Below are 17,973 nucleotides of genomic sequence, written 5' to 3'. Positions count from 1 at the left end.
GGATTACTTTTCACTATGGGTTTTAAAGGATCAAATATATGTAGAAAATGAAAGCGATAGGAGGATATTTAGAGTTAGAATTATCTGATTGTGGAAGTGGTACCTATCATGATAATGCTGTAACTACGAATAGTGGGAGAAATGCATTAAGGCTATTATTGCGGGAACGTGAGGTCGATCACATTTATATTCCATATTATGTATGTACGGCTGTTATAGAGCCTATAAAAGAATTAAATGTTAGCTATGAGTTTTATCGGATAGATGAGAATCTTGAGCTAAAGACTTTGCCTGATGTAAACAAGGATTCATATATACTTTATATAAATTATTTTGGACTGAAAGGAGCATATATTGATCAATTATACAGGTCTGTTAATAATCTGATTATTGATAACTCCCAGGCTTTTTATGATCGGCCTGTAAAGGGAGCCGATACCTTTTATTCACCCCGAAAATTTTTTGGAGTTCCGGGAGGAGGATATGCCTATGGACCGGCGTCAAATATAGAAGCTTTTGAGCGGGATATAACTTATGAGCGGTCCGAGCATCTGCTTATTCGAACAGATATTGGGCCTGAGGCTGGATATAAAAAGTATCGGGACAATGAACAAAGGTTTGCCGGGCGCCCATTAAGGCGAATGTCCAATCTTTCCGAGCGTCTGTTATCGAACATTGATTACGAGGGAGTAAGACAACGAAGAGCCGAAAACTATAACATTCTCCATAAAGCCTTGGGGGATAGAAACGAGTTGTCGGATTTGGCTGAATCGTCTTATAATTGTCCTCTCATATATCCATTTAGAAATGAAGCTATTGGAAGGAAAGATCTGTTAAGGGAAAAAATCTATATTCCGCAGTATTGGTCTGATGTCAAAAAATATTTATCAACCCACGATTGTATTGAATATCAATTTGCAAATGATTTAATAGCGCTTCCCATTGATCAAAGGTATGATGAGAAAGAAATGCACTATATAATTGATGTGATTACAAAAAGGTATGGATAATAAAGATCGGATATCTCAAAATAAACGTAATGATGAATTAGAGAGTGTTTTGCATCTTCTAAATGAAGCACTTGCAGATGATGAACAAGATTTAACGGAAAACTTTGAAAAGCCGAGATACCCGGTTTTCTTTATCGTGGGTAATGCACGCAGTGGGACAACCCTTTTATATCAATGGCTGGCGTCGACAGGATTATTCGCATATCCGAGTAATATTATATCCCGCTTTTACAAGGCGCCTTATGTTGGAGCTTTAATTCATAAAGTATTTGTACACTATGACAAGTTTAGGGAGCTATTAGGGGGACATGAACTTACATTTGAATCAACATTGGGTAAAACCAAAGGAGGTGTTTCGCCCCATGAATTTTGGTATTTTTGGAGACGCTTTTTTGATTTCGATGAAATACAAAAGCTGAGTAAAAAAGATTTATCTCAGGTAGATTCCGAATCTTTTGTAAAAGAATTAGCTGCCTTGGAAGGGGCATTTGATAAGCCGCTTTTACTTAAGGGTATGATCCTGAATTGGAATCTCGAATATCTAAAACAAATCTTAACTAACGCTGTCTTTATTCATCTTCAAAGAGATGTGATATATAATATGCATTCTTTGTATACGGCTAGGAAAAAATTTTTTGGCGATATTAATAAATGGTATTCATTCAAACCTCCGGAATATGCTTTTTTAAAAAATCTGAATGTGTATCAGCAATTAGCCGGCCAAGTGAAGTATACAAATCGTGCTATAGTTGAAGGTCTTGAAGCTGCTCAAGGAGATACAATATCGATCAATTATGAAGACTTTTGTGCGAATCCACGACAGCTTTTTTTACGAATCCGGGAACTGCTGGATAGAAAGGGATACAAAATAGAACAAGAGTATCAGGGCCCAAATGTTATCGAACTTCGAAATACGATAACGGACAGCAAATTTGATATTTCCAAAGCTAAGGGGGCTATAAAAAGCCTAACAGTAACTGAATAAATTTTTTATGTCATTAGATTTTTTAATGTGTTCGGAGCGATCCGGAAGTAATTTTATTACTAAACTGTTAAACGGCCATTCAAATATATGCGGGCCTTCTACAAAACATATTTTTAATCCGGTTTTAAGAAATTTATTTCGCTATGAGCCCCTATCCAGGAAAGAAAACTGGGAGGCATTGCTGGAAGATCTGTTTCAGCTTATTGATGTAAGTTTCTCGATATGGAAGCATACCTTTACCAAAAAAGACCTGAGGGATTTAGCGCCAAGGGGAGATATTAACTCGCTCTTGAGAAATATTTTCTTTGAAGAAGCAAAAGAATTCGGAAAACAGCATATCTTTGTTAAGGAGAATCAGATTTACGAGTTTTTGCCCTATCTTTTGATTCATTTTTCGGAATCCAAGTATATTTATCAAGTACGTGACCCGAGAGATATGGCGTTATCGTGGAAAAAAAATCCTGTGCATCCCGGGGGAGTGGTAAAAGCGGCCAGACAATGGCGAAAAGATCAGCAGAATAACCTCAAGAATTTTAATGAGCTAAAAAAACGTAATAAAGGATATTTGGTAACGTATGAAAATTTAATTTCGAAACCGGAAAAGTATACCCAAAAGTTAGTTAACTTCTTAGGGCTGACATACGAACCCGGGATGATGGCATTCCATGAGGATAGATTGACGCAACAAAATGCAAATATGCAGAAAGCATGGAATAACTTATCCAAATCAGTTATTTCCGATAATAAAAAAAAATATCAAGATCAGCTGACAGAAAGAGAAATAAAGATAATAGAAAAGATCTGTTTCTTTGAAATGAGATATCTTGATTATGAAACAGAATTTGAATGGGAAGAATTGAAATCTATTTCGGATCAAGAAGTAGAACTGTTAAATAAAAAAGAGCTGGAAAGAATTGAATTAAAGAGAACAAACGGGGTAGTAAAAAATATGGAAGCGAAGAAAATATTTTATCAACAATTGTTATAGCAAAACCCGAAGGAATCGGTTTATGCATAATGATTTAATACCCTACGTATCAATTCTGCCGGGATCTTATTTCCATTTAAAAATATTAAAACTCCAATTGTTTTATTTTCGATGCCATTTCTAATGGAGTTTATTGCTTACCTGTGGTTAAGTAAAATAAATAACATTTAAAAAAAAATTTAAGAATGGCTCTCCCATCCCGATAATCCAGTTGTAGCACGAAACGAACGATCTATCGATCTATTACAACAACAAAAAACGGAGAAAAAGTTATGGCAAGTTTTGGAGATTTAAACCGAGTAAACACAAACATTCAGTCGCTGGATTCTCAGCTGTCGCTGAACCAGATTAACAAGCAGATGGCCGAAAACCAGCTGCGCATGTCGACGGGTAAACGGATTAACCGCGCGGAAGACGATTCAGCCGGTTTTTCGATTGCCACGAAGCTGCGCAGTCGTGTGGGCGGACTCAGCCAGGCGATGCAGAACGTGGGAGATGCGAAGTCGGTCCTGGATATCGCCGAATCGAGCTTCGGTACCATCATGGACAACCTGGTGGAAATGAAAGGACTGGCCACGCAGGCGGCCAACGATACGCTGGGTGAAGATGAGCGTGGGTTCATTGGTGACCAGCTTGAGGCACTGGGCGAAGACATTAACAAGATTGCTGACCAGACGGTCTATCAGGGCTATGATCTGCTGAATGGTAATGATGATACCACAACGTTGTCAGGGTCCCTTAGTCTGACGTTCCAGGTCGGAGAGCGAGAGTCGGATACGATTGAAGCGGACCTTAATGCGGTAAATGTGGGTGAATTGTTCACTGATGGAGGCACGACTGCTGATTCATTAGGAAACAGTGATGGTGACGGGGCGGTTGCTGATGGGTCTGCTATTCATGCCGATCCTGCCGGAACAGCTGGTGCTGCTAATCCCGGAGGAGCTCTTTCCTTTGAGACAGATGCCGGTACGGCTGCCAACTCAGCTGATTACCGTTCCTTTATCAATGCGGTAGATAGTGCGATTACAACCATGTCGGAAAACGTAAACGACATCGGAATTACCCAGTCGTCGCTGTCGGTGCGTGAGCAGACACTTTCAGAGGCCATCAGTGCCAACGAATCGGCGAAGAGTCGAATTATGGATACCGACTTTGCGAAGGCCCAGAGTGAGTCGGTCCGACTGCAGATCCTGCAGCAGACGGCGACCTCCTCACTGGCGCAAGCCAACAACGGCCCGCAGTCGGTGCTCGGATTTATCGGCTAATAAACAACAAAGTACACTTCAAGCAACATCCCTTACGATCCATGCTGCCTTGACGGGCGGCATGGATTTTTTATTGGTCTTAAACCCGGATTTAAAATCCTGCACGTTAGGTACAGAGTGTTTTCTTTAAAGTTCATAGGAACTTTTTCTTCTTAAAAAAATTGAAGGCAAACCTGTTTAAAAGACACTGAACGGATAAAATATGTCTGCTTCCAAAGGAATTTCAAATTATTTTTGATAAAAAACTTAAGAACCTTCATAGTCCAACGATAATACCCTTGTCATGGAGATACTTTTAGAAACTATACAACAACAAAAAACGGAGAAAAAGTTATGGCAAGTTTTGGAGATTTAAACCGAGTAAACACAAACATTCAGTCGCTGGATTCTCAGCTGTCGCTGAACCAGATTAACAAGCAGATGGCCGAAAACCAGCTGCGCATGTCGACGGGTAAACGGATTAACCGCGCGGAAGACGATTCAGCCGGTTTTTCGATTGCCACGAAGCTGCGCAGTCGTGTGGGCGGACTCAGCCAGGCGATGCAGAACGTGGGAGATGCGAAGTCGGTCCTGGATATCGCCGAATCGAGCTTCGGTACCATCATGGACAACCTGGTGGAAATGAAAGGACTGGCCACGCAGGCGGCCAACGATACGCTGGGTGAAGATGAGCGTGGGTTCATTGGTGACCAGCTTGAGGCACTGGGCGAAGACATTAACAAGATTGCTGACCAGACGGTCTATCAGGGCTATGATCTGCTGAATGGTAATGATGATACCACAACGTTGTCAGGGTCCCTTAGTCTGACGTTCCAGGTCGGAGAGCGAGAGTCGGATACGATTGAAGCGGACCTTAATGCGGTAAATGTGGGTGAATTGTTCACTGATGGAGGCACGACTGCTGATTCATTAGGAAACAGTGATGGTGACGGGGCGGTTGCTGATGGGTCTGCTATTCATGCCGATCCTGCCGGAACAGCTGGTGCTGCTAATCCCGGAGGAGCTCTTTCCTTTGAGACAGATGCCGGTACGGCTGCCAACTCAGCTGATTACCGTTCCTTTATCAATGCGGTAGATAGTGCGATTACAACCATGTCGGAAAACGTAAACGACATCGGAATTACCCAGTCGTCGCTGTCGGTGCGTGAGCAGACACTCTCGGAGTCGATCAGTGCCAACGAATCGGCGAAGAGTCGAATTATGGATACTGACTTTGCGAAGGCCCAGAGTGAGTCGGTCCGACTGCAGATCCTGCAGCAGACGGCGACCTCCTCACTGGCGCAGGCCAACAACGGCCCGCAGTCGGTGCTCGGATTTATCGGCTAAAAAACAACAAAGTATACTTCAAGCAACATCCCTTACGATCCATGCTGCCTTGACGGGCGGCATGGATTTTTTTATTGGGGACAGTGAAAGGAGTCCGGTACATTGTGAACTGGTCAGCGGAAGGAGAAATCCGAATATATATCTCGTTATGCGGTTGATGTTCAAATAGTGCAGTATCCATAAGCTCTGTAATTTACCGGTTCGGTTAAGCTTGCAACCGGCTTTAAGCCAATGGCATGCTGTCTGGTCGGGGATTACGCAGCGTACCACATGTAATATTATTTATTACGATAATTGTAATAAATAACCTTTCTAATACGTCATATTTTTTTTATCTTTTATAACATTGTTATTTAAATAAAACTGGGTACAATACATGGAGCAAGTGCAGTATGTCCGTCGGGATGAGGACCGCACGAGTTCTTCGAAAAAAAGATACGGTCGTTATTCGAAAATTCGACTGGATCAGGCATATAAATATGCTTTTGAAGAATTTTACGGAAAAACGACAATCACGGAACACCTTTCAAAACTTGTTGAAAAAAATCCGATCGCCGGTGGGGCTTATCTTTACCTGAGCCTTATCCAGGATGTCTTGTTGACAAAGACGGGTGAAGTGGAGGAAGCTGATCTAACGGAGTCTGATGAACAGATTCTTTTTTCCAATACCCCCCTGGGTGGAGGAGATCATTATTTTCAGCCGGTTGCAGTTAAGGGGCATGTTATTGGTTACCTTGCCGTCCAGCTATCCGGTGTATCCTGTGATGACATCTTATTGAGAGAAATGGCCGACGCCTATTCCGTGTTGATAGCCAGGGAACTGGAGATCATGAGCCGGCAAAGGCAATTTGATGTGAAATTGCAACAAATTGCGGAGAGGGAGCAGGAGCTGGAAAAAAAGCAGGAGTATAACCTGAGGCTGCTCAGTATTACAAGCCACGATCTGAATTCTCCGATAAGCGCTATATCCGGTTATGTTGATTTGATGGGAGAGTGTATTAAGCGAGGCGGACAAGACAATTATAATCGGCTGAATAAGTATCACAGGCGTATTGACCTCGGGTTGTCTGAAGTCATGGGTATGCTTAAACAATTTAGTGACTTAAGCAAGATTGAATCCGGGACGATCAGTTTGAATTTGGTTGAGGTGAATCTTAACTGGCCTGTTCGAAAAGTATGTGACCTGCTCGAAAGCCAGGCCATAAAAAAAGATATTGATTTTACCCTTGAGCTTTCTGAGGGACCTGCTTTTGTAAAAGCAGATGTAGTCAAGCTGAAGCGTATTGTGTATAATCTGGTATCCAATGCCATAAAGTATACTCCCGTAGGCGGAAGGATTGTCGTGAAAATAGCCTCGTGTTCCGATGAGGTACGCGTGGTTGTGAAAGATACCGGCATAGGCATCAGGAAGAGAGACCAGTCCAAAATATTTGCCCCCTCAGTAAAATTGGACAAGTCAAAGGCGGATGCCTTGTCAAGTGGTTTGGGGCTTTATATCGCTTCCTTTTTTGCAAATTTGATGGATGGTGCTATCAGTGTAGCGAGCAAACTGCAACAGGGTAGCTTATTTACGGTCAGGTTACCCCGGGTGAAAGTATATAAATAACTTCAGGGAGGGAATAAGAGATAAAAGACATTGAGTTCCTCTCGAGCATTGCCTACATTTACTCCTTAAAAAAACACTGAGCGAGGAGCTTCGTTTGAACACTGTCAAAATAATGTCGGCCGAAGATTTAAATCGCACCTACCTGCGATTTGCCCACCAGTTTTTAGAGCCGCACGACCATCCCGAACAATTGGCGCTTATCGGTATGCAGACCCGCGGGGTCCATATGGGCAGGCGTATCGTACAAATGATCAGTCAGCAGTTCGGCTATGAGATTGATTTCGGGCTGCTGGACGTCACTTTCTACCGCGATGATTTTCGGACCCGGCTGAAGATGCCGGAGGTGAAAGTCACGGAAATTCCGTTTGATCTTTACGATCGTGATGTGGTATTAATTGATGATGTACTTTACACGGGACGCACGGTCCGCTCGGCAATGGACGCGCTTATGGATTACGGTCGTCCCCGCAGCATCAAGTTTTGCTGTATGGTGGACCGGGGACACCGGGAGCTGCCGATCTGCGCGGACTACGTGGGCACGAGGATGCCGACCCATGTGCAGGAGGAGGTGCTGGTAAAGGTTCGGGAACTGGATGATGAAGACGCCGTCTACGTCGTACAAAATCCGGAGGATGAGGAGGGGGATCGCCATGAGTGATGAGTTCATATTGGATAATACCGACACCGAGTACGATTTTCAGCATAAACACCTGCTGGGGCTATCGGACTATTCCAGGGAGGATATCCTCTATATCCTGGAGCAGGCCCAGTACTTCCGCGAGATCCTGGACCGCCCCGTACCGAAGGTGCCTACGCTGCGGGACAAGACCATCGTGAATCTCTTCTATGAGAACAGTACCCGCACGCGACTCTCTTTTGAGCTGGCCCAGAAGCGGATGGGTGCCGATGTGGTGAATTTCTCCACGGGATCCTCGAGCGTCAAGAAGGGAGAGTCGCTGAAAGATACCATTCGCAATATCAGCTCTATGAAAATCGATATGGTGGTCGTACGACACGAAAGCCCCGGCGTACCTCATTTTCTGACTCGTTGCGTGGATGCGGCGATCATCAATGCCGGCGACGGGGCGCACGAACATCCCACGCAGGCGCTGCTGGACCTGTTTTCCATGCAGCGGATCTATCCGGAACTGGAGGAAAAACACATTGCCATTATCGGTGATATCACCCACAGCCGGGTGGTGCGCTCGAATATTCTGGGCCTCCGCAAACTGGGAGCGAAGGTTACGGTGTGCGGACCCAAGACCATGATGCCGGCCTTTGTGGAAGAGCTGGGCGCGGAGGTCTCCTACGATATCGAGGAGACCCTGGGCTGGTGCGATATCGCGATGGCGCTGCGCATCCAGCTGGAGCGACAGGACGAGGGGACGGAGTTGTTTCCCAGCATCCGCGAGTATCACCAGCTGTTCGGCATCACGATGGAGCACCTGCGGAAGTATCCCGATGTTACGATCATGCATCCCGGGCCGGTCAACCGCGGGGTGGAGATGGAGAGCCGGGTGGCCGACAGCGACCGCTCGATTATCCTGAGTCAGGTGACCAACGGCGTGGCGGTGCGCATGGCCATTCTCTACCTGCTCAGCGGCGGCACGAGAGTTTGAGCTGTTAGTCTAAAGTCTAAAGTAGAAGGTAGAAAGCTTTTCATCATCTCTCCCATGCCATTTCGGCTGTACTCTGACCGGAATCTCCATACTGCTCCACGGCAGGGACGCATGCGCATTCCAGAAGTCCGGTGGAGCAGGCGGCCATCCTGCCTGTAGCGCCCATCCATTGTGAACCCCCCGATAAATAATATCTATGGCTGAACTCTTGGAGATTTTCCTCCGAATCCATACCTTGGGTCACTTTATGACTGCGAGTCATTTTAATCGGAGTAACCTCTATGGGAATCGAAGAACGAAAACAGCGGGAAAAAGAAGAGCGATACAACGTGATCGTCGATGCGGCCGAGAAGGTGATCTTTTCCAAAGGCATTGAGCAGGCGACCATGCAGGAGATCGCCCGCGAGGCGGAGCTGAGCAAAGGCACGCTCTATCTCTATTTCAAAAGCAAGAATGAGCTGTACACGGCCATCACCCTGCGCGGATCGGATATGCTGAACCGCCGGTTCGCCCGGGCGCTCGGGGACGATCACAGCGGACTGGAACTGGTTCGGAAGCTCGGACGCCTGTACCTGGATTTTGTGAAGGAGCACCCGGATTATTTCAAGGCGTTTATGCACTACGAGTCGATGAGCGACGTGGAGGAGCTCCGCGAGAGCGACATTGCGGGGCAGTGCGAGGAGAACCGGCGCGAGGCGCTCAGCTTTATCATCCGGGCCCTGCAGATCGGCATGCAGGACGGCACCATCGATGAGCGGTACGACCCGAGGGAGCTGGCGATGGTGCTCTGGGCCAGCACGCGGGGCATTACCACCGTGACTCACATGAAGGGGGAGGGCCACTATTTCCGGGTGCTCGATGAGATGGAGATCGATACCGGCGCTCTCTTTGACAGCTACCTGGCGCTGCTGTCCAGCGGGATCGCCTCGGGGAAACACAAAAAGGAGTCATAACATGACTGCGGGTCATTTCCTGAAACATTGTCCCGCGGTGATCGTAGAAGAGCTCCGCAACCGTTATATCTTTAGTTATTATCAGAAGCGAAAGGCTATGTTTGCACAAAAAGTACGTATGATGATGAGGAGGACAATGGGACTGCTGGCGGCGCTGCTGCTGTGCGGGGGGACCTTTTCCGCGCAGGCCCAGCAGCCCGACAGCACGGACCGGACGACCTTTGAGCAGATCAGGGGTCAGCCGCAGGCCGTTTCGGTGGACCAGGCGATACAGATAGCGCTGGCCAACAATACCGAGATCAAGCGCTCGCTGCTGTCGGTGCGGGATGCGGACCAGCAGGTGCGCACCGCCTGGAGCAACGTGCTCCCGGAAGTGACCTCCTCGGCCAACTACACCCGCAACCTCGAGGTGCCGGTCAACTTTATCCCGGAGGTGGTGTTCGACCCGGAAGGGGACCCCGACACGCTGGTGCCGGTGGCGTTCGGGACGGACAACAACTGGCAGGGGGGCTTTACGGTCTCGCAGACCCTGTTCAACGGGCAGGCGTTTGTGGGGGTGAGCACCTCCAGCCTGTACAAGGCCGCCCAGACGGAGGGGATGCGCGCGACCGCCCAGGGCATTGTCACGCAGACCCGGATGGCCTACTACCAGGTGCTGATCGCCCGGGAGCAGGTGCGGCTGCAGCAGAGCCGGCTGAACCGCGTGGAGGAGAACCTGGAGGATACCCGCACCATGTATGAGCAGGGGATGGTGGACGAGTACGCGGTGATACAGCTGGAAGTACAGCTGGAGAATATCCGACCGGAACTGACCTCGGCGGAGTTTTCGAAACGGGAGGCGGTGCGCAACCTGCTCGATACGATGGGACTGCCGGTCAGCCTGGGACTGGAAGTGGAGGGGGACCTCAGTCGGTTCGATATCCGCTCGGAGAGCGTGGAGCACGGGGAGAACCGGGCGCTGAAGGAGGTCGACCGGATGACGCCCCTTTCGATGGAGAGCGACTCGATGCTGCTGCGGCGGGCGTTTGACTACCGCGGGGACCTGCGCATGCTGGATATCCGTCAGCAGCTGCAGGAGAAGCGGATACAGGCGGAGAAAAGCAAGTACCTGCCCAGCGTGACGGCCAGCTACAACCTGCAGTGGTCGGCGGCCCAGGCGGGCACCCCGGTCTTTTTCGGCTCGGAGCAGCAGCGGGCCCGCTCGCAGACGTTTATGATCGGGCTGCAGCTTCCGCTGTTCCAGGGCTTCAGCCGCGATGCGGCGATACAGCAGGCGCAGATCCAGCAAAAGGACCTGCAGCTGCAGGAGTACCAGGCCAAACGGACCGCCGAGAGCGAACTGACGGCGGCCGAAGAGGGGATCCGGGAGGCGTTCCAGGTGGAACAGGCGCGGAAGCGGGCTCTGGAACAGGCGCAAATTGGCTACGAGCGGGCCCTGAAACGCTATCAGAACGGACTGGGTTCCCAGCAGGAGGTCAACGATGCGGAGCTGCAGCTCAGAGAGGCAGAGACGGGCTACGCGCAGACGGTTTTCAATTACTTGTCGGCCAAGGCGCAGTACGATCAGGCAGTGGGACAAGTTCCCTATGTGGAGGAGGATACGGATGCGATCAGAAAGAATATTGAACTCGAATAAACGATAAAGTGAGTAAGGCGATGAGACAATTATTAGTGCTATTAGCAGGGGGACTCCTGGCCATTGGGGGCTGTAACAATGGTCCCGAGGCGGAGACGAACGGCGAGCGGCAGATTTCCGTGAATATCACGGAGGTGCAGCCGTCCACCTTCAAACACTTTCTCAATGTCCAGGGGAATGTGGAGTCGGACAAGACGATCTCCATCACGCCCAGGGTGACGGCCACGGTCGAGCGCATCCACGTGCGGGCGGGGGACCAGGTGAGCAAGGGGACGGTGCTGGCGGAGCTGGACGGCGAAGTGACCCGCACCCAGATTGACGAGGTGCAATCGCAGCTGAAGCTGGCGGAAACCCGCTATGAGCGCCAGCAGAATCTCCGGGAGGAGAACATCGGCTCGGAGATCCAGCTGCTGGAGCTGGAGACCCAGGTGCGCTCGCTGGAAAATCAGCTGGCTACCCTGCAGGAGCAATATGACAATTATACCATCCGGGCGACGATCGGGGGTACGGTCAACAATGTGATGATCAAGGAGGGCGAGAATATCGGTCCCGCCGACCCGGCCTTTCAGATCGCCAACTCGGAGGCGCTGAAGGTGACGGCCGAGATATCGGAGTATTATATCAACCGGGTGGAGACGACCGACAGCGTGCGGGTGGAGCTGCCAAGCATCGACCGGGAGCTCAGCAAGCGGATCGACGTGGTGAGTGGGGTGATCGACCCGGCGAACCGGACGTTCGGCATCGAGGTCTACATCCCGAATATCGACGGACTCGTGCGTCCCAATATGCTGGCGAAGCTGAATATCAACGACTTCCGGCGCGAGAACGCCCTGACGGTGCCGATCAATGTGATACAGCAGACCAACGAAGAGGGCTTCCTGTTCCTGGCCGAAGAGACCCCGGAGGGCTGGGTGGCCCGGCAGCAGCCGGTGGTCACGGGCAACAGCTACGGGGATGCGATCGTGGTCGAAGAGGGACTGCAGGCCGGGGACCAGGTGATCACGGTGGGCTACGACAATATCAACGACGGGGATCCCCTTTCGGTGCAGGACCGCTAATCAAACAGAATTGTTACAGATACGGAGATAATGGATTTCAAAGAGTTTAAGCCTTCAAGCATTGCCATTGACAACCGGACGACGGTGTACCTGGTGACGGTGCTGCTCACCCTGGCGGGTATTTTTGCCTACATCATGCTGCCCAAGGAGCAGTTTCCCGAGGTCGAGATACCGGTCTTCAACGTGGTCACCCTGCAGGCGGGCTCCTCGCCCGCGGACGTGGAGAACCTGATCACGCGTCCCCTCGAGCAGGAGCTGCGGGGACTCGATGAGATCGAGGAGATCAGCAGTGTTTCCAAGCAGGCGGCTTCGATTGTGACCATCGTCTTCAAGACGAGCAAGGACAAGCTGGTGGCCCAGCAGGAGGTGAATGATGCGGTGGAGAAGGCGCGCACGGACCTGCCGACGGAGCTCACCCAGGAGCCGGAAGTCACGGATATCAACCTGGACGACCAGCCGATCCTGAATATCAACCTGTCGGGGAATTATGACCTGGTGCAGCTCAAAAGCTTTGCCGACCAGATCCAGGATGAGGTGGAGAGCCTGTCGGGGATCAACGAGGCGGAGATCGTGGGCGCCCTGGACCGGGAGATCGAGATCAATATGGACCTGCCCCGCATGCTGGCGGCCGGGGTGACCTTCGAGCATGTGCGTCAGGCCGTGGCCAGCACCAACGTGACCATATCGGGCGGGGGACTCGATATGGGGCGGATGGAGCGGGCGGTCCGGGTGGACGGGGAAGTGACGTCGGCCGAGGACCTGCAGAACCTGGTGATCACCAACGGACTCGGCCGGCAGGTGTACCTCCGGGATATCGCGGAGATACGGGACGGCTTTGCCGACCGGGAGAGCTATGCGCGGCTGAACGGGGAGGAGGTGATTACCCTGAATGTCAAAAAGCAGGGGGGCGCCAACCTGATTGAAACCTCGGAACTGACCCGGCAGACGGTGGAGGAGATGCGGGCGTCGCAGCTGCCCGAGGGACTCAATATCGAGTATACGGGCGACCGCTCCGACGACACCCGTCAGAGCGTGTCGAACCTGTTTAATACGGTCATCCTGGGCTTCTTCTTTGTGGTGCTGGTGCTGATGTTTATCATGGGGGTCCAGAATGCGGTCTTTGTGGGACTGGCGATCCCGCTCTCCTCGCTGGTGGCGTTTGCGGTGATGCCGGCGATGGAGGGCTACAGCATCAACATGGTGGTGCTGTTCGCCCTGATCCTGGGACTGGGGATCGTGGTGGACAACGCCATCGTGATCGTGGAGAATATCTACCGCTATATCACCACCACGGAGTACAGCAAGATCGAGGCGGCCAAGCGGGCGGCGGGCGAGATCGCCCTGCCGGTGATTACCGGGACCCTCACCACTATCGCGCCCTTTGTGCCGCTGCTGTTCTGGACGGGGATCGTGGGACGCTTTATGGTCTTTCTGCCCATCACGATTATCCTGACGCTCACCGCTTCCCTGGCGGTGGCCCTCTTCCTGAACCCGGTGTTCGCGGTCTCGTTTATGGAGAAAGAGGACGCGAAGAGCGGTGCGGGAAATCACGGGGATAACCGGGGGGTCTGGATTGCGGGGGGCGTGATCGGCGCGGTGGCGGCGGTCTTCTTCCTGCTGGATATCTGGTTTGTGGCCAATCTCCTGCTGTTCCTCTACCTGCTGTACCTGCTGGAGCGGTTTGTGCTGAAGCCGCTGATCGTCCGCTTTAACGAATCGGTGCTGCCGTGGGTGCAGCAGCGCTACCGCAACACCATCGCGTGGATCCTCGAGGGCCGGCGTCCCTGGTATACGCTGGGATTTACGGTGCTCTTCCTGATCGCGAGCATTGTGCTGCTGGGGATTCGCTCCCCGAAGGTGGTCTTCTTTGCGGAGACGGAGCCGAATTTTGTCTATATCTACAACGAGCTGCCGGTGGGCACCGACCTGGAAGTGACCAATGAGGTGACCGGCCGGCTCGAGGAGCGGGTCTACGATGTGCTCGGGGAGGAGAACCCGGTGGTGAAGTCGGTCATTACCAACGTAGCCGTGGGAGCCGCCCCGCCGAATGAGATCGACCAGACCCCGAGTCCGAACAAAAGCCGCATTGCGATTTCGTTTGTCGACTACCAGAACCGGCAGGGGGTCTCCACGCGGCGGCTGATGGACCAGATCCGGGATACGGTGAAGGGGATTCCCAGCGCGGAGGTCACCGTGGAACAGGAGCAAAGCGGTCCCCCTGCGGGCGAGCCGATCAATATCGAGGTGACCGGCGATGAGTTTGACGAGCTGGTTTCGCTGTCCAGCCGGGTGATCAGCCATATCGAGTCGCAGAATATCGAGGGCATTGAGCAGCTGAGCTCGGACCTGCAGAATAACAATCCCGAGATCATTGTGGATATCGACGAGGTGAAGGCCAACAGCTATGGGCTCAGCAACGCCCAGCTGGGGATGGAGCTGCGGACGGCGCTGCTGGGACAGCCGATATCGACGTTCCGGGACCAGGATGAGGAGTATGACATCCGGCTGCGCCTGCAGGAGGAGTACCGCTCGAATATAACGGACCTGATGAACCTGAAGATTCCGACGCCCGCCGGGGCGATGATTCCCATTTCGGCCGTGGCGGAGGCGGAGTATGTGACGAATGTGGGCTCGATCAACCGCCTGGACCTGAACCGGGTGGTCACCATCTCCTCCAACGTGCTGGAGGGCTACAACGCCAATGAGATCAACAACCAGATCCGGGCGTCGATGGAGGATTTCGAACTGCCCGAGGGCTATACCATTTCGCTGACGGGGGAGCAGGAGGACCAGGCCGAGGCGGCCAACTTCCTGTCGATCGCCCTGTTTGCCGCGGTGGCGCTGATCTTCCTGGTGCTGGTCGCGCAGTTCAACTCCATCGCCAAGCCGATGATTATCATGTCGCAGGTGCTGTTCAGCCTGATCGGGGTCTTTATCGGCTTTGCGACCTTCGGCATGGATATCTCGGTGGTCTTTACCGGCATGGGGATTATCGCCGTGGCCGGAATTGTGGTGAAAAACGGCATTATCCTGATCGACTACACCGATATCCTGCGAAAGGAGGGCAGGAGCCTGCGCGAGGCGGTGATTGAAGGGGGACAAGTACGGCTGAATCCGGTGATCCTGACGGCGGCTTCGACGATACTGGGACTCATTCCGCTGGCGATCGGACTCAATATCGATTTTTATGAGCTCTTTGCGAGCTTTAGTCCCAATATCTTTTTCGGGGGCGACAACGCCGATTTCTGGGGCTCCCTGGCGTGGACCATCGTCTTCGGGCTGGGCTTTGCGACCTTCCTGACGCTCTTCCTGGTGCCTTCGATGTATTATATCGGCGCACAGACGAAACAGAAAGCGAAGGAGTGGATGGGGCAGCGCGGATAATCGACGGCCGGAGGGGGATGACCGGCATCACAAAATATCGTATCTTTGGGCGTTTGTTTAATGGATGGTCCCGGTGTTAAAAGGTCCACGGGTCTTTGTCCGAGGGAGGGCGGTGCAGCCTCCGCTGTGATGAGGCTTTTCGTATTTCCGGTCTTGTACCAGGCGGTTTCATTTCCCTAGCGACCAGCGAGTCCTTTCCCTGCGGCTTTTGCTTGAGGGTTACCGGGATTCGGCAACGTTTTGATGATTCCATTATTCCCCGGGACCTTTGCTACCGGGACGTCCATTGACATGAACGCTTAACGTTAACACAGAACCTAATGTCAGAATTGTGATTCAACGGATTCAATCGCTATTGCTTTTTTTGAGTTTTCTTTTGAACGGGGCGGTGTTCTTTACGGCCCTTTACCGCCAGGCGGTCGCGGATCCCGCCGGCTGGATCGGCCTTGCGTTTGCCATCCTGCTGACCCTGGCCGCGCTGCTTCCCCTGATCAGCATCTTCCTGTACGGCCACCGGCCCCGGCAGCGCCGGTGGGTCACCGCCGGCTTGTGGGTACAGCTGCTGGCGCTGGGGATGGGGACGGGCATCTTTGTTTCGCTGGGGGACTTCGGACCCTTCCTGTGGGAGGAGGGCGTGGGACTGCTCCTGATGGTGGGGGCGCTGGGGACCTCCCTGTTTGCCCGGAAGAAGATTATCGACGATATCAACCTGGTCAAGTCGATGGACCGCATCCGGTAGGTTTCCGGGGCTTCTAACTCACTAATTTTTCACCGAATGGCCGCTTCCACTTCCTCTTCCATGAACAACTCCTCTTCCACGAACAGCTCCGCCCCCCATGCCCCTTCCGGTTCTCCGGGGAAGTACCCGAAGATCGAGGTCCTGGCGGCGCTGGTAGTGGGACTCGCGGCCTTTGGTTTTGCGCCCATCCTGGTGCGGCTGGCCCCGGATACCTCGCCGCTGGTGCTGGTGGTGTACCGCACGGTGTTCGCCGCCCTGATGCTGGTGCCGTTCTGGCTCTGGAAGCGCAGCCGGGAGCCGCGCAGCGGCAAAAACAGGGAGCGTCTCTGGATCGCGCTTTCCGGGGCCTGCCTGGGCATTCACTTTACCTGCTGGATCGCCTCGCTGTACTACACCTCGGTGGCTTCGGCCTCGGTGCTGGTCACGATCCACCCCATCATCATGATCCTGATCGAGCGGTTCTGGTTCGGACGGTATTTCAGCAAACTGACCTGGACCGGCGTGCTGATGGCCTTTTCGGGCTCCCTGATTCTGGGGGTGTCCGACAGCCAGATCGACCAGCCCTTTGCCGACCCGCTCTTCGGAAACGCCCTGGCCTTCACGGCCGCCCTCGTCTTCGTGGTCTACCTGCTGATCGGACAGAAGATCCGGAAAAAGCGGGCGTGGATCGACTACGTCTTTCCGATCTACTTTTTTGCGGCGGGGACCTGCGTGGCTATTGCGCTGATCTCCGGCAGGGATCTGCTGGATATCACGACCATCGGCGTATGGGCGGGAGCGGGACTCGCTTTCGGTCCGCAGGTACTGGGACACGGGGCGATGAACTTCGCGGTGAAGTATGTGGCTCCGACGCTCCTCTCCACGCTGATCCTGGTGGAGCCGCTGCTGGCCTCCACCCTCGCTTTTTTCTTTTTTGCGGAGCTCCCGCCCCTCACCTCCATGGCGGCGATGCTTGTTATTTTGCTGGGCGTCGGCCTGACCTGGCGCCGGAAGGTCAGTTTCGGGGAGTGATTTCTACATTTCGCCCGTGTTCCCGCCGGCGGTTGGTTACGCCTGTCCCCCGCCGCCTGTACTGTTTGTCTCAGGGCCGGAATGAGGAAGGGAAAGTCGGAAGCGCGGCGGGCCGTTCTCGCCGATGCTGCGGGAATTGGGTCAGCCTGCTTCGCCCGTTACCGCGGGAATGCGGGGGACAAAATGTTTTCCGCACGAGCGATGGATGAAATCGGGGATCACATGATCATGGTATGTACAAGGTCCCCCGAATTCCTTAACCTTATGCGATCAATACGGTATGTCATTGCGACCGATACGGTTGAATGGTTATCCCAGGTTATGAATAGTTATTTCAACGCAAGGTTGACGGGAAGACCGTCCATGGTGATGGTCCCCTGTTAACGGCTAACG

Annotated in this window: 16 protein-coding genes and 1 pseudogene; 16 read left to right on the top strand and 1 reads right to left on the bottom strand. The window is 52.2% G+C overall.

The features are described from left to right. The first annotated feature begins 47 nt into the window (after window positions 1-47). From BUB16_RS15190 to BUB16_RS15130, 13 genes are all read left to right on the top strand, one after another. A complete protein-coding gene (locus BUB16_RS15190) occupies window positions 48-1,010 on the top strand; it encodes a hypothetical protein (protein WP_073066322.1) in 963 nt (320 codons plus the stop codon). Next, window positions 1,003-1,995, top strand: coding sequence for a sulfotransferase (locus BUB16_RS15185; RefSeq protein WP_073066319.1), 993 nt, complete (start codon window positions 1,003-1,005; stop codon window positions 1,993-1,995). Before BUB16_RS15190 ends, BUB16_RS15185 begins: the two co-directional genes overlap by 8 nt. Window positions 1,996-2,002: 7 nt before the next feature. After that, a complete protein-coding gene (locus BUB16_RS15180) occupies window positions 2,003-2,983 on the top strand; it encodes a sulfotransferase (RefSeq protein WP_073066317.1) in 981 nt (326 codons plus the stop codon). A 272-nt stretch (window positions 2,984-3,255) separates the two neighbouring features. Continuing rightward, the gene (locus tag BUB16_RS15175; RefSeq protein ID WP_073066316.1) at window positions 3,256-4,248 is read left to right on the top strand and encodes a flagellin; all 993 of its coding nucleotides are present in this window, start codon (window positions 3,256-3,258) and stop codon (window positions 4,246-4,248) included. Between the two features lie 333 nt (window positions 4,249-4,581). Then, window positions 4,582-5,574 (top strand): flagellin, encoded by a 993-nt coding sequence (locus BUB16_RS15170; RefSeq protein ID WP_073066314.1) that lies wholly within the window; start codon window positions 4,582-4,584, stop codon window positions 5,572-5,574. A 376-nt stretch (window positions 5,575-5,950) separates the two neighbouring features. Further along, window positions 5,951-7,180: a sensor histidine kinase gene (locus BUB16_RS15165; protein WP_073066313.1), complete on the top strand. Its 1,230-nt coding sequence runs from the start codon at window positions 5,951-5,953 to the stop codon at window positions 7,178-7,180. A gap of 94 nt (window positions 7,181-7,274) precedes the next feature. Continuing rightward, complete coding sequence (gene pyrR, locus BUB16_RS15160; protein WP_244545710.1) at window positions 7,275-7,838, top strand: bifunctional pyr operon transcriptional regulator/uracil phosphoribosyltransferase PyrR; 564 nt, start codon at window positions 7,275-7,277, stop codon at window positions 7,836-7,838. After that, a complete protein-coding gene (locus tag BUB16_RS15155) occupies window positions 7,831-8,799 on the top strand; it encodes an aspartate carbamoyltransferase catalytic subunit (protein WP_073066309.1) in 969 nt (322 codons plus the stop codon). Before pyrR ends, BUB16_RS15155 begins: the two co-directional genes overlap by 8 nt. A 281-nt stretch (window positions 8,800-9,080) precedes the next feature. After that, window positions 9,081-9,752 carry a TetR/AcrR family transcriptional regulator gene (locus tag BUB16_RS15150; protein ID WP_073066307.1) on the top strand — a complete coding sequence of 224 codons (672 nt, stop codon included), beginning with the start codon at window positions 9,081-9,083 and terminating at the stop codon, window positions 9,750-9,752. Window position 9,753: 1 nt separating this feature from the next. Then, window positions 9,754-11,388: a TolC family protein gene (locus BUB16_RS15145; RefSeq protein WP_073066303.1), complete on the top strand. Its 1,635-nt coding sequence runs from the start codon at window positions 9,754-9,756 to the stop codon at window positions 11,386-11,388. A gap of 20 nt (window positions 11,389-11,408) precedes the next feature. Then, the gene (locus BUB16_RS15140) at window positions 11,409-12,446 is read left to right on the top strand and encodes an efflux RND transporter periplasmic adaptor subunit (RefSeq protein ID WP_084088332.1); all 1,038 of its coding nucleotides are present in this window, start codon (window positions 11,409-11,411) and stop codon (window positions 12,444-12,446) included. 30 nt (window positions 12,447-12,476) lie between these two features. After that, window positions 12,477-15,830, top strand: coding sequence for an efflux RND transporter permease subunit (locus BUB16_RS15135; protein WP_073066297.1), 3,354 nt, complete (start codon window positions 12,477-12,479; stop codon window positions 15,828-15,830). Between the two features lie 331 nt (window positions 15,831-16,161). Then, on the top strand, window positions 16,162-16,569 hold the full coding sequence (locus BUB16_RS15130) for a DUF4293 family protein (protein WP_073066294.1): 408 nt from the start codon (window positions 16,162-16,164) through the stop codon (window positions 16,567-16,569). A 29-nt stretch (window positions 16,570-16,598) separates the two neighbouring features. Here BUB16_RS15130 and BUB16_RS21605 read toward each other — a convergent pair whose 3' ends face one another. Further along, window positions 16,599-16,811: a hypothetical protein gene (locus BUB16_RS21605; protein ID WP_170864419.1), complete on the bottom strand. Its 213-nt coding sequence runs from the start codon at window positions 16,809-16,811 to the stop codon at window positions 16,599-16,601. On the opposite strand from BUB16_RS21605, the pseudogene BUB16_RS21960 reads away from it, so the two are divergent. The 3 genes and pseudogenes from BUB16_RS21960 to BUB16_RS15120 all read left to right on the top strand — a co-directional run. Beyond that, a pseudogene (locus BUB16_RS21960) lies at window positions 16,726-17,043 on the top strand (EamA family transporter); the annotation flags it as partial. The gene BUB16_RS21605 and the pseudogene BUB16_RS21960 overlap by 86 nt on opposite strands. A 33-nt stretch (window positions 17,044-17,076) precedes the next feature. Further along, on the top strand, window positions 17,077-17,580 hold the full coding sequence (locus BUB16_RS21955) for a DMT family transporter (protein ID WP_244545712.1): 504 nt from the start codon (window positions 17,077-17,079) through the stop codon (window positions 17,578-17,580). An 81-nt stretch (window positions 17,581-17,661) separates the two neighbouring features. Then, a complete protein-coding gene (locus BUB16_RS15120) occupies window positions 17,662-17,964 on the top strand; it encodes a hypothetical protein (protein ID WP_073066290.1) in 303 nt (100 codons plus the stop codon). The last annotated feature ends 9 nt before the right edge of the window (window positions 17,965-17,973 follow it).

This window comes from Fodinibius roseus, assembly GCF_900129315.1.
Taxonomy (GTDB): domain Bacteria; phylum Bacteroidota; class Rhodothermia; order Balneolales; family Balneolaceae; genus Fodinibius; species Fodinibius roseus.
Note: the sequence above shows the minus strand (reverse complement) of the source record. Positions and strands in the feature narration are given on the sequence as shown.